General features: G+C 64.1%; 13 protein-coding genes. 11 read left to right on the forward strand and 2 right to left on the reverse strand.

Annotation, left to right across the window (positions count from 1 at the left end):
- Positions 1-92: 92 nt before the first annotated feature.
- Genes ABI796_RS16075 through ABI796_RS16090 form a run of 4 tightly spaced genes read left to right on the forward strand, consistent with a single transcriptional unit; the run spans position 93 to position 5,217 of the window.
- The gene (locus ABI796_RS16075; RefSeq protein WP_141281003.1) at positions 93-1,493 is read left to right on the forward strand and encodes an NAD-dependent malic enzyme; all 1,401 of its coding nucleotides are present in this window, start codon (positions 93-95) and stop codon (positions 1,491-1,493) included.
- 19 nt (positions 1,494-1,512) lie between these two features.
- Positions 1,513-3,126, forward strand: coding sequence for a malate synthase A (aceB, locus tag ABI796_RS16080; RefSeq protein ID WP_141281001.1), 1,614 nt, complete (start codon positions 1,513-1,515; stop codon positions 3,124-3,126).
- Between the two features lies 1 nt (position 3,127).
- Complete coding sequence (locus ABI796_RS16085; protein ID WP_141280999.1) at positions 3,128-4,390, forward strand: DUF6986 family protein; 1,263 nt, start codon at positions 3,128-3,130, stop codon at positions 4,388-4,390.
- A 14-nt stretch (positions 4,391-4,404) separates the two neighbouring features.
- On the forward strand, positions 4,405-5,217 hold the full coding sequence (locus ABI796_RS16090) for a bifunctional allantoicase/(S)-ureidoglycine aminohydrolase (protein ID WP_141280997.1): 813 nt from the start codon (positions 4,405-4,407) through the stop codon (positions 5,215-5,217).
- An 80-nt stretch (positions 5,218-5,297) separates the two neighbouring features.
- Here ABI796_RS16090 and ABI796_RS16095 read toward each other — a convergent pair whose 3' ends face one another.
- Positions 5,298-5,594, reverse strand: coding sequence for a hypothetical protein (locus ABI796_RS16095; protein WP_141280995.1), 297 nt, complete (start codon positions 5,592-5,594; stop codon positions 5,298-5,300).
- 24 nt (positions 5,595-5,618) lie between these two features.
- The gene (locus tag ABI796_RS16100) at positions 5,619-5,933 is read right to left on the reverse strand and encodes an MmcQ/YjbR family DNA-binding protein (protein WP_141280993.1); all 315 of its coding nucleotides are present in this window, start codon (positions 5,931-5,933) and stop codon (positions 5,619-5,621) included.
- A 70-nt stretch (positions 5,934-6,003) separates the two neighbouring features.
- On the opposite strand from ABI796_RS16100, the gene ABI796_RS16105 reads away from it, so the two are divergent.
- The 7 genes from ABI796_RS16105 (at position 6,004) to ABI796_RS16135 (ending at position 12,406) form a co-directional block, all read left to right on the forward strand.
- On the forward strand, positions 6,004-6,363 hold the full coding sequence (locus tag ABI796_RS16105) for a VOC family protein (RefSeq protein WP_141280991.1): 360 nt from the start codon (positions 6,004-6,006) through the stop codon (positions 6,361-6,363).
- Between the two features lie 145 nt (positions 6,364-6,508).
- Entirely contained in the window at positions 6,509-7,093 is a 585-nt protein-coding gene (locus tag ABI796_RS16110) for a DinB family protein (protein ID WP_141280989.1), read from the forward strand.
- Positions 7,094-7,158: 65 nt separating this feature from the next.
- Positions 7,159-8,145, forward strand: coding sequence for a phosphodiester glycosidase family protein (locus ABI796_RS16115; protein ID WP_141280987.1), 987 nt, complete (start codon positions 7,159-7,161; stop codon positions 8,143-8,145).
- Positions 8,142-9,287 (forward strand): bifunctional glycosyltransferase family 2/GtrA family protein, encoded by a 1,146-nt coding sequence (locus tag ABI796_RS16120; protein WP_141280985.1) that lies wholly within the window; start codon positions 8,142-8,144, stop codon positions 9,285-9,287. Before ABI796_RS16115 ends, ABI796_RS16120 begins: the two co-directional genes overlap by 4 nt.
- Positions 9,287-9,988 carry a DUF4956 domain-containing protein gene (locus ABI796_RS16125; protein WP_141280983.1) on the forward strand — a complete coding sequence of 234 codons (702 nt, stop codon included), beginning with the start codon at positions 9,287-9,289 and terminating at the stop codon, positions 9,986-9,988. The genes ABI796_RS16120 and ABI796_RS16125 overlap by 1 nt, the downstream gene beginning before the upstream one ends.
- A complete protein-coding gene (locus ABI796_RS16130) occupies positions 9,985-10,773 on the forward strand; it encodes a polyphosphate polymerase domain-containing protein (protein WP_141280981.1) in 789 nt (262 codons plus the stop codon). Before ABI796_RS16125 ends, ABI796_RS16130 begins: the two co-directional genes overlap by 4 nt.
- Before the next feature lie 61 nt (positions 10,774-10,834).
- Positions 10,835-12,406 (forward strand): carbohydrate-binding domain-containing protein, encoded by a 1,572-nt coding sequence (locus tag ABI796_RS16135; protein WP_141280979.1) that lies wholly within the window; start codon positions 10,835-10,837, stop codon positions 12,404-12,406.
- The last annotated feature ends 181 nt before the right edge of the window (positions 12,407-12,587 follow it).

Here is a 12,587-nt window from a genome sequence, read left to right on the forward strand (position 1 = left end):
GTGTTTCCACTTTGTAGATAATAATATCCATAATACGAAAACATTCAGTTTGGAACGGCGGCCCGGGAACGGGCCTTACAGGAGGAATTTCAATGGCGAATCCGAGCCCCGGAAACTCGATCACCCTGCGCGTCGCCGCACCGTCGAGCTTCACAGCTACCAGTGAACTGGCAGCAGCCGTCGGCGCAGCCGGTGCAGCGATCACCGCACTGGACGTCACGGAATCCCACCACGAGACGATCGTTGTTGACGTCACCTGCAACACCACGGACGACGACCACGCAGGCCGCGTGAAGGACGCCCTGAACGCCCTCGACGGCGTCACCGTCCAGCACGTCTCGGACCGCACCTTCCTCATGCACCTCGGTGGCAAGCTCGAAGTCGTCCCCAAAGTAGCCCTGCGCAACCGCGACGACCTCTCGCGTGCCTACACTCCCGGCGTCGCCCGCGTCTGCATGGCCATCGCCGAGGACCCGGCCGCAGCACGCAACCTGACGGTCAAGCGCAACACCATCGCCGTCCTCACCGACGGTTCGGCCGTCTTGGGCCTGGGCAACATCGGCCCCGCCGCTGCCCTTCCCGTGATGGAAGGCAAAGCTGCGCTGTTCAAGCAGTTCGCCAACGTTGACGCCTGGCCGGTCTGCCTGGACACCCAGGACACCGAAGAGATCATCATGATCGCCAAGGCCATGGCCCCCGTCTACGGCGGCATCAACCTTGAAGACATCGCTGCACCGCGCTGCTTCGAAATTGAGAACCGCCTCCGCGAAGAACTGGACATCCCGGTATTCCACGATGACCAGCACGGCACAGCGATCGTCACGCTCGCTGCCCTGGTCAACGCCCTGCGTGTTGTGGACAAGAAGCTCTCCGAGGTCAAGATTGTTGTCTCGGGCGTCGGCGCTGCCGGCTCGGCCATCATCCAGCTCCTCAAGGCCCAGGGTGCGCAGCACATCATCGCCGCCGGCCGCTCCGGCGCCATCCACTCCGGCGAAGAATACGGCGACGAGCACCGCAGCTGGATCGCCGCGAACACCAACGAAGAAGGCTTCTCCGGCACCCTGCATGACGCCCTCAAGGGAGCCGACGTCTTCATCGGCGTCTCCGCTCCGCACGTGATCGGCGAAGAGCAGGTTGCTTCCATGGCAGAGGACGCCATTGTGTTCGCCATGGCCAACCCCACCCCGGAGATCGACCCCGTGATCGCGTCCAAGCACGCAGCCGTGGTTGCTACCGGCCGCAGCGACTTCCCCAACCAGATCAACAACGTTCTGGCCTTCCCCGGTTTCTTCCGCGGCCTGCTGGACGCCGGAGCCTCGGACATCACGCCGAACATGCTGGTGGCCGCTGCCGAAGCAATCGCCAACCGGGTGGCTGACGATGAGCTCAACGCGAGTTACATTATCCCCAGCGTCTTCGATCCTCATGTTGCCGCCGACGTAGCGACCGCCGTAGCCAACGCTGCGCACGCCAACGCCGCCAGCGCCCTCTAGAACAAAGGAATCCGCTCACATGGCTATCACAGTCACTGATCCCCGGCCGATCGATCGCGCCGAGGAAATCCTTAGCCCCAAGGCACTGGCCTTCGTCGAGGAACTGCACAAGCGCTTCGCCGGCACCCGCAACGAGCTGCTGGAAGCCCGTCAGGTCAAGCGCCAGAAGGTTGCCGACACCTCCCGCCTGGACTTCCTCCCGGAGACCCAGGACATCCGCGACGGCGACTGGAAGGTCGCTGAGGCACCGGCAGCTTTGCAGGACCGCCGCGTTGAGATGACCGGCCCGGCAACCCCGGCCAAGATGGCCATCAACGCCCTCAACTCCGGCGCCAAGGTCTGGCTTGCGGACCTCGAAGACGCCAGCACTCCCACCTGGCCCAACGTTATTGACGCCATCCTGAACCTCCGCGACGCCGCCCAGGGAACCCTGAGCTACACCTCGCCCGAAGGCAAGGAATACCGTCTCCGCACCGACGCTCCCCTGGCCGTTGTGGTGGCCCGCCCCCGTGGCTGGCACATGGAGGAACGGCACCTGCTGATCGACGGCGAACCCGCCGTGGGTGCGCTGGTGGACTTCGGCCTGCACTTCTTCCACATCGCCAAGCAGCTCCTCCTCAACGGTCAGGGTCCGTACTACTACCTGCCCAAGATGGAGAGCCACCTGGAGGCCCGCCTCTGGAACGAGGTCTTCGTCTTCGCCCAGGACTTCCTCGGCATCCCGCAGGGCAGTGTCCGCGCCACGGTGCTCATCGAAACCATTCCGGCAGCATTCGAAATGGACGAGATCCTCTACGAACTGCGCGATCACGCCTCGGGCCTGAACGCCGGCCGCTGGGACTACCTCTTCAGCATCATCAAGTACTTCCGTGATGCCGGCGAGGAGTTTGTCCTCCCGGACCGCGCCACCGTTGCCATGACCGCTCCGTTCATGCGCGCCTACACCGAGCTTCTGGTCAAGACCTGCCACAAGCGCGGCGCCTTCGCCATGGGTGGCATGGCCGCCGTCATCCCCAACCGCAAGCAGCCGGACGTCACCGCCGCAGCCTTCGACAAGGTCCGCGCCGACAAGACCCGCGAAGCAAACGATGGCTTCGACGGCTCCTGGGTTGCCCACCCGGACCTGGTCTCCACCTGCCGCGAAGTGTTCGACTCCGTGCTGGGAGACCCTGCCAACGGCGGTAAGAAGAATCAGCTGGACAAGCAGCGCCCCGAGGTGGACGTCACCGCCGAGCAGCTCATCGACGTCGCCTCCGCCGAAGGCCACGTCACCGAAGCCGGCCTGCGCCTGAACCTGTACGTCGCGGTCGCCTACACCGGCGTTTGGATCTCCGGCAGCGGTGCGGTTGCCATCCACAACCTCATGGAAGACGCCGCAACCGCGGAAATCTCCCGCTCGCAGGTGTGGCAGCAGATCCGCAACAAGTCAGTCCTCGCAGACACCGGCAACACTGTGACCCGCGAACTGGTGACCCGGATCCTGGGCGAAGAAACCGAGCGCCTGCGGATCGAATTCGGCGACGAGAACTTCAAGAAGTACTACGAGCCCGCGTCCAAGCTGATTGAGGACATCTGTTTGTCCGACGATTACACGGACTTCCTCACCACCCCCGCGTACGAGCTGGTGGGCTGAGATGGGCTCATTCTCTTCCTCGGACCTGGCCCGCATCGAATCGCAGCTTGAGGCAACGGACCAGCTGCTGGACCGCAACTACCCCGGCGACGACGGCTCACGCCAGCCAATCCACACCGTCTACGTCCCGGCCGACCGCTTCACACCCTCCCTTGCGGCTGAGTGGGGCGAACAGGCACTGGCGACGGCGGAAGCTCACGGCGGCCTGGAAAAGCTCGGGCAGCTGTTGGGCCAGGAGCCTGATTTGGCTGCCGCTGTTGCCTCCCGGGTTGCAGCCAAACTGACCTCCGAACCGATCGAAGACCTCCGTTTGGACTTCGAAGACGGCTACGGAGACCGCGGCGATGAGGCAGAAGACGCCGACGCCGTTGCTGCCGCCAAGGCTGTTGCCACTGCGGTTGCGGCCGGCACGGCTCCGCCCTTCATCGGCATCCGTTTCAAGTGCTTCGAAGCACCCACACGGGCCCGTGGCCTGAAGACGCTGGACCGCTTTGTCTCCACGCTTGCTGAGGCCGGCGAACTCCCCGCCGGACTGATCCTCACCCTGCCCAAGGTCACCACGGTGGCCCAGGTGCAGGCCATGGACTTCGCAGTGTCCCGCCTTGAAGAAGTCCACGGGCTTCCCGCCGGCCGGCTCCGCTTCGAAGTGCAGGTGGAAACCCCGCAGCTCATCATTGGTGCTGACGGAACCTCCCCTGTGGCACAACTCCCCCACGTAGTTCCGGGCCGCATCAGCGCCTTGCACTACGGGACCTACGACTACAGCGCCTCACTCGGAATCTCCGCGGAATACCAGTCCATGGAGCACCCGGTGGCCGACTTCGCCAAGGAAGTCATGCAGCTCGCTGTCGCCGGAACGGGCATCCGTCTCTCCGACGGTTCCACCAACATCATCCCTGTGGGCGATGGCGTGGAAGACGCCTGGAAGCTGCACGGCCGCTTGGTTCGTCGCTCCCTGGAAAACGGCTACTACCAGGGTTGGGATCTCCACGCCGCCCAACTGCCCAGCCGTTTCTCGGCGTCGTACGCTTTCTACCGCGAAGGCCTGCCTGCCGCGGCCCTGCGCCTGCGCAACTACGTTGAACGCACCGAAGGCGGGGTCATGGATGAACCCGCCACCGCCCGTGCCCTCGCTGGCTTCGTCCTCCGCGGCGTCCAGTGCGGCGCAGTGGGGACCGACGAGGTCAAGGCGCTTGCCGGCGTCGAACTTTCACAGCTGACCGCACTGGCGCACCCGCGGCTCGCGCAACCGACTTCCCACTGATAGGAGCATTTCGCATGGGCAAGTACTACTACCCGCAAGGCGGCCTGCCGCCGCAGACCCACCTCACCACTGAGCGGGCAATCGTCACCGAGGCGTACACGGTGATCCCCAAGGGCGTCATGACGGACATCGTCACCAGCAACCTGCCGGGCTTCACCAACACCCGGTCGTGGATCATCGCGCGCCCCATCTCCGGCTTCGCCACCACGTTCTCCCAGCTGATCGTGGAAATCGCACCGGGCGGCGGGGCTCCCAAAGCCGAGTTCGAATCCGGCGTTGAAGGCGTCATCTTCGTCACCAAGGGCCAGGTCAACCTGACCCTCGACGGCGAGTTGCACCACCTCGAAGAGGGCGGCTACGCCTACCTTGCCGCGGGCGCCGAGTGGGGCCTGGAGAACGTCTCCGATGACATCGTTTCCTTCCACTGGATCCGCAAAGCCTACGAGCGCCTGGAAGGGTTCGAAGCCAAGTCCTTCGTCACCAACGAGAAGGACGTGGAGCCCACGTCCATGCCGGACACCAACGATGTTTGGAAGACCACCCGCTTCACGGACTCCAGCGACCTCGCGCACGACATGCAGGTCAACATCGTCACCTTCCAGCCCGGCGGCGTGATCCCCTTCCCGGAGACCCACGTCATGGAGCACGGCCTGTACGTCCTGGAGGGCAAGGCCATGTACTTGCTCAACAACGACTGGGTTGAGGTGGAAGCCGGCGACTTCATGTGGCTGCGCGCGTTCTGCCCGCAGGCTTGCTACGCCGGTGGTCCGGGCGAGTTCCGTTACCTGCTGTACAAGGACATGAACCGCCAGGTGAAGCTCACCTAGGCCTGTTGCTTGCGCCGAGATCGCCGGAAAGCTGCCAGTTCGCTGGAGCTATCCGGCGATTTCGTCGTTTTCCGGCGAACTCAGCGGCGGCGACCCATGGCGAGTCCGGCCCAGAACGCTAGGACCAGCAGCCCAAGGACCGTCACAGCCAGCCCAATCTGCGTGCCTTGGCTGACCATGACTGCACCGTCGGCCAGAAAGACCTTGTCACTCAGCGGTGCATAGGCGAACCAACCGAAGCTGGCGCTTTGGTTGGTCCAGGCCACCATCACCCCCACGATCACGGCGATCAAGCCAAGCAACGGCACGACGACGGCGGCCGCTTTCGGTGCAGGCTGCGGTGTGTTGTGTTCCACTGATGTGTTGTGTTCCCCCATGCGGCAGAGTCTAGCCTGCGTCCCCTAGTTGGGTTTGCGCGTGGCGCCGGCAATTCTGTACGACTCCTGCAGAAGCTCGTCGAGCTCTTCCACGTCCACGTTCTCCAACCGGATCAACATCAGTTGCGGTGATTGATCGTGATGCGGCGTCCAGAAGAACGTGTCCGGTCTCATGGCTGCGAGCGCTTCACGTTCGTGGGTCTTCACCGTGCCCACGCCTTCTTCCCACATGCGTGCCATGAGCGTCTTGGCGAACCACGCGGGCTGCCCCCAGCTGGGCCGCTCGGTCACTCCGGGCATAGCCAGGCAGATGCGCCTGACATCGTCTTCTGTGGCCATGGGTTCACTGTGGCATTTGTGCTCCGCCGAGGACAAGACATGTAAGGCAACTCGCGGCTAGGCTGGGCCGATGTTGACCATCGGCAGCACTGTCCTGGGTGTCAATGACATAGCCCGCGCAACGACCTTCTGGCACGAAGCGCTGGGCTATGTTCCCCGCGAGCCGGGGGACGACACCTGGGTGATCCTGGTTCCTGCGTCCGGCCCCGGCCCGCAGCTGGCCCTCATGCTGAGTGAGACACCTGTGCAGGAGCATCCCCGCATTCACCTGGACCTTTACGCGGACGATCAGGGCGCTGAGGTGGAACGGCTGATCGCCCTCGGTGCCCGGCACGTCGATTGGGACATGTATCCCGAGGAGCCGGACTTCGTGGTCCTCGCGGACCCTGACGGCAACCGCTTCTGCGTGATCGACAAGAGTCCGCGGTAGCAGCGCCGTCGGGGTCTATGCACCACCGCAGTCCCACGTCTCGGGAACGCTGCGAGATCGCTGGAGGTATCCGGGGGTATTGGCTCGTTTCCAGCGAACTCGGTGCCCGGCCCCACCGCCCGGCCCCTTCGGTAGAGTGCTCAGCATGGATGACAAAGCGACGTTGCACCGCTATTTGCAGCTCCGGAGGGCGGATCTGCTCGCGAAACTGGACGGACTGAGTGAGTACGACGCCCGGCGGCCCATGACGCCCACAGGCACCAGTCTGCTGGGCTTGGTGAAACATGTGGCAAGCGTGGAGCTGGACTATTTCGGGGTGACCTTCGGACGGCCAAGTGGCAGAGACTTGCCTTGGCTGGCGGACGACGCCGAGCCGGATTCCGATATGTGGGTCCCTGCTTCCGAGAGCCGGGAGGAGATCCTGGAGCTTCACCACTTTTCCGCCAAACACAGCGATGAGACCATCGAGTCCCTCCCGTTGGATGCGCCGGGCGTGGTGCCGTGGTGGTCTGAGGAGAAGAAGAACGTGACGCTCCACCAAATCCTGGTTCACATGTGCGTGGAGACCGCCCGCCATGCAGGGCATGCAGACATCATCAGGGAGCTCATTGACGGCTCCATAGGACAGAGGTCCGGGGATCCGAACATCCCCGGCCGGACCACGGAAGAATGGGCAGCCCACCGGGCACGCATTGAACAGGCGGCGTTGGCGGCCGGCAACAGGATCTAAACCTTCACAGCCCCCGCATATGTTGGGCAAACCTCCGGCGTAGCCTTGCTCCGTAGAAATGAGGAATGACTCCTCCACAGACTGAACACCGTAAGGGCGGCCGGACACGGCGCGCCGTGATTTCCGCCGTTCTGGCGGTCACTCTTTCTGCCGGTGGTGCTGCAGCTTGGGCCCTCGACCGGTTCGTGGTCCCGCACGCTGAGATCACCAACGTCTCCGAGTACGAGGCAAGCCAGACCGGAACCACCACAACCACGACGACGGACGAGAATTCCGCTGACACGTCGGCGAGCGCCGTGGTCACCGATACCTCGTACACCTCGGGCGACACGGGTGTCACCATCTCAACCGTGACCACCGGCAGCGGTGACGACACCGTCACCTACTACGTTGCCGACGTCGTGCTTGATGATGCCACCACGCTGAAGTCGGCGTTTGCCGAGGACACGTATGGCGGGAACATCACCGAGACCACGTCCGCGATCGCCGAGGACCACAACGCAATCTTTGCCATCAACGGCGACTACTACGGCTTCCGCGACACCGGCATCGTGATCCGCAACGGTGTGGTGTACAGGGATGAGGGTGCGCGGCAAGGGCTCGCCTTCTATAAGGACGGCACCGTCGAGGTGTACGACGAGACCACCACCACCGCCGACCAGCTCATCGCGGACGGCGTATGGAACACACTCTCCTTCGGGCCTTCGCTGCTGGACAACGGCCAGATCGCCTCGCGCATCGAGGACGTGGAGGTTGATACTAACTTCGGCAACCACTCCATCCAGGGCGAGCAGCCCCGCACGGCCGTGGGCGTGATCGATGAGAACCACTTGATGTTCGTGGTGGTGGACGGCCGCAGTCCCGGCTACAGCGCCGGCGTCACCATGACTGGTCTAGCACAGATTATGAAGGACCTGGGTGCCACCACCGCGTACAACATCGACGGCGGCGGTTCCTCCACCATGTACTTCAACGGTTCTATGGTGAACAACCCTCTTGGCGAGAACAAAGAGCGCGGCACCTCGGACATCCTCTACATCGCCCAGTCATGATCATCCTCATACCGGCGTACGAGCCGGACCACCAGCTCACGGCCCTTGTCCGCCAACTTCGGGAAGCCGATCCGTGGCTGATCATCGTGGTGGTGGACGATGGCTCCGGGCCTGACTACAAGGACACGTTCGACGACGCCGCGCGGCTTGGGTGCCAGGTGCTCAGTTACGCCGTGAACGGCGGCAAGGGCCACGCCCTGAAAAGCGGTTTCGCCTTCATCGCCGAGCGCTTCCCGGGCCATGACGTGGTCTGTGCCGACAGCGACGGCCAACACGGAGTGGCCGACATTATTGCCGTTGCCGACCGCGTCCGTCACGTCACGGCTGCAATGGTCCTGGGCTGCCGGAACTTCACCGAAAACGTCCCCGCCCGGAGCAGGTTCGGCAACACAGTAACGCGGGGTCTGTTCAGGCTCGCGACCGGTCAACGGATCACGGACACGCAAACGGGCCTCCGCGGTTACCGGGCGGATATGATCCCCTGGCTGCTGACCGTCCATGGGCAGCGATACGAGTACGAACTCAACCTGCTGCTGGAGGCGAAACAGGCCGGCTACGGCATCGAGAGTGTGGAAATAGCCACCGTCTATCTGGACCACAACTCGGGCTCGCACTTCCGTCCCGTGGCCGACTCGATCAGGATCTACGCACCGCTGCTGAAGTTCCTTGGCTCGTCCGTGTCCGCGTTCGCGGTGGACATGGTCATGTTCCTGCTCCTGAGCGCCGTGACGGACTCCCTTCTGCTGGCGGTGGTGGGGGCCCGGCTGGTGAGCGCCACGGTGAACTTCATGATCAACCGGCGCCTGGTGTTTGAGCACGGCAAGGACACTTCGTTGCGTGCCGCGGCTACAGGCTATGCAGCCCTGGTGCTCGTCCTGTTGTCCGCCAATTACGCCGCGATGTGGACCCTCACTTCACTGGCTATCCCGGATCTCCTGGCAAAGCTCGTCACCGAACTGACCCTGCTGGGCATCAGCTATGCCGTGCAGCAACGGTTCCTGTTCGTCCGGAAGGCGCGGGCCACGCCAACGGAAGCCACCGCCGTCGAAACACATATCCCAGCCTTGGTCCCGGCACAGTTTCAACACAGCCTCGCCGGGAAAAGTGGAGATCAATCCCCCAAGAGATTCCGGAGTAACTGATGAACACCATCATCCTCATAGCGGCAGACCTGGCCGCCATCACCATTTTGACGCTCGCCCTCTACCTCCGCCGGCACCGGCGCCGCGACCTGGTTGTTTCATACCTGGGCATGAACGTCGGCGTCCTGGCAGTCGCCACAGCATTGTCCGGTTCGGCCGCCGGCGTTGGCTTGGGACTGGGTTTGTTTGGTGTTCTCTCCATCATCCGCCTCCGGTCCACGGAACTCGCCCAGCACGAAGTTGCCTACTACTTCTCGGCGTTGGCGCTGGGACTGATCGCAGGCATCGGCGTCGAACCGCTCTGGCTGACCCTTTCCCTGATGGCCTTGGTTCTGCTGGTGATGTTCGTCGGCGACAACCCCCGGGTCCTCCCGGCCTACCGCCACCAGATCGTGGTGCTGGACCGGGCCATCAACAGCGAGCCCGAGCTCTACGCCCGGCTGGAGGAAGTCCTCAACGGGACGGTCCACTCGGCCACCATCCAAGAACTGGACATGGTCAACGACAAAACCATTGTTGACGTCCGGTACGCGGTCCGCCCCCTCCACCAGGACCTGTCCCAGCCGCGGCACTCACAGCTGGGCTTCAACCAGCCGGCCGGCGCGCTGACCCCGGCGCCGGAGGAACTGCCGGCCCAAGCCCCGCAGCCTGCATCGCAGCAAACCCGGCAGTCCGTACCCACCTCGGCCGGTGTCGCATGAGCCGCATCGACGCCCAAGCGATCATCCCGCAGCTGAGCGAGCTGCCCGCCGTCGGGCTTGAAGAACTCACCACGGAAGCCGCGCTGCTGACCCGGGTTGATCGCAAGTATCTGGTTCCATCGGCAACGGCACGCAAGGTCCTCAGCACCTTCAGCACCGAAGCCCGGGTCCTGGAAATGGACGGGAAGCGGACGTTCGATTACGACTCCGTCTACTTCGATACGCCCGGTTTGGACAGCTACATGCTCGCCGCACATGGCCGGCGCCGTCGGTTCAAGATCCGCACACGAACCTATGTGGACAGCGCCGTAAGCTTCCTGGAAGTCAAGACTGAAGGCGCCCGCGAGGCCACCGTCAAGGAGCGCATCCCCTATGAGCTGTGCGACCGCGACCGGTTGACCGAGGAGGGGCTGGCATACGTCAACGAGACACTCGCAGCAACCATCGGCGATGTTGCGTTCGGCCCGTTGGAGCCGGTCTTGTCCACCCGCTACGATCGCACCACCCTGTACCTCCCCGGATCCGGCAGCCGCGCCACCATCGACTCCGATGTCACGTGGCAGGCCCCCGACGGCCAGCCGTGGGTTTTGGACAATGCGGTGGTGGTGGAAACAAAATCCGGTTCCGCTCCCGGCCCCCTGGACAGGCACTTGTGGGCACACGGCGTCCGCCCCTGCCGGATCTCCAAGTTCGCCACCGGCATGGCCGCCCTCCATCCCGAACTCCCGGCCAATCGCTGGAACCAAACCCTTCGGCGCAGGATGCCCCTGCGTCCCCTGCACTGATCGTCCCCTGCTTTGGCCGCCCCTTCCACTGGCTTTCCCTCCACAGACCTAGGAATCCACCATGCGCTCCTTCCGCACTTCCCTTTCCGTTGCCGCCGTCGCCCTGGCCATCTCCTTCGCAGGCTGCTCCACCGCCGCCACGAGTTCCAACTCCACCGGCACCACGTCCACCGGCACCACCCAGCAGGCAGTCACCGCCGCCACCATTGAGGAAGACACCCACTACGACAGCGACGACCTCACGTGGGACGCCGCAACTGAAGTGGCAATCAGCCTGGCCGACGGCGGCAGCAAAGTGACGTCGTCGTCCTCCACCGGGGTGGCCGTTGACGGCAACACCGTCACCATCAGCGCCGCCGGAACGTACCGCCTCAGCGGCTCCCTCAGCGACGGGCAGATCGTGGTGGCAGCGGGAGAAGAAGATACGGTGCACATCATCCTGGACGGCGTGGAACTGGGCAACTCCACCGGCTCACCGTTCGTGGTGCAGAGCGCGGACGAAGCGATCGTGTATCTGGCGGACGGCAGCACCAACACGTTGACGGACGCCACTACCTACGCAGACCAAGGCGAGGATGCGCCCAACGCGGCCCTCTACTCCATGGCAGATCTGACCATCGCCGGGACCGGTTCCCTCACCGTTAACGGCAAGTCCAACGACGGCATCGTGTCCAAGGATGGCTTGGTGATGGCCGCGGGCAAGGTCACCGTGGGCGCCGTGGACGACGGCATCAGGGGCAAGGACTACACCGTGCTGCTGGACGGCGCCTACCAGGTGACCGCCGGCGGGGACGGAGTGAAGGCTGACAACGAAACCGACGAAGGCCGTGGCTGGCTCCTGGTCAGCGGCGGCTCGCTGACCGTCAACGCGGGCGACGACGGCGTGAAGGCTTTCAACACCCTCACCGTTTCCGGCGGAACAGTCAACGTGACTGAGTCCGAGGAAGGGCTGGAGGCGCAGCACATCGCCATTACCGGCGGCGAAGTTTCCGTCACGGCGAACGACGACGGCGTGAACGCCTCGGGTGGCTCGTCCAGCGGCACTTCCGCTGAGGCCGGTGGCGGACCCGGCGGTGGGGGCATGGGTGGCGGCGAAACGGTGGGCGACTACACCGTGGAGGTCTCCGGTGGAACACTCACCATCAACTCGGAGGGTGACGGCTTGGACTCCAACGGAAACGCCACCATCTCCGGCGGCACCGTGGTGGTGAACGGTCCCACCAATGACGGCAACGGAGCGCTGGACGTGAACGGTGAACTGACCGTGACCGGCGGCACCGTAGCTGCGGCAGGAAGTGCTGGAATGGCGGTGACTCCGGGTACCTCATCCACGCAGTCGGGTGTTCAGATGACGTTCGACTCGTCGGTCTCAGCCGGAACCCCGGTACATATTGTTGATTCCGCCGGTGCAGTGGTTGCGACGTTCGTGACCACCAAGACGATCGCATCCTTGGTGTACTCGTCCTCGGCCATCACCGACGGGGCCACATACACCGTGTACACCGGTGGCAGTGCGGATGCTGAGTCCGGGACGACAACGGGGTCCATCTCCGGCGCCGAGGAACAGGGCACAGTGACTGCGGGCCAGTACACCCAGGCTCAGGGTCCCGGCGGTGGTGGCGGCCGCCGCTAAGCCCACCCCCCACCATGCTCAACAGCGCCCGACGACGGCACTCGCCTGCCGCCGTCGGGCGCTTCCGTAGATGCCCTGCACCGTGCGCAAGCCTCCCCCGCAAACTTGATGCGAACTTGAGCCAATCGAAAAGCTTCCTTGATGTACCGGCGCCACGCTGGAAGTACGAAGCACCCATACC

The sequence above is a fragment of the Paenarthrobacter aurescens genome, from assembly GCF_041549525.1.
GTDB lineage: Bacteria > Actinomycetota > Actinomycetes > Actinomycetales > Micrococcaceae > Arthrobacter > Arthrobacter aurescens.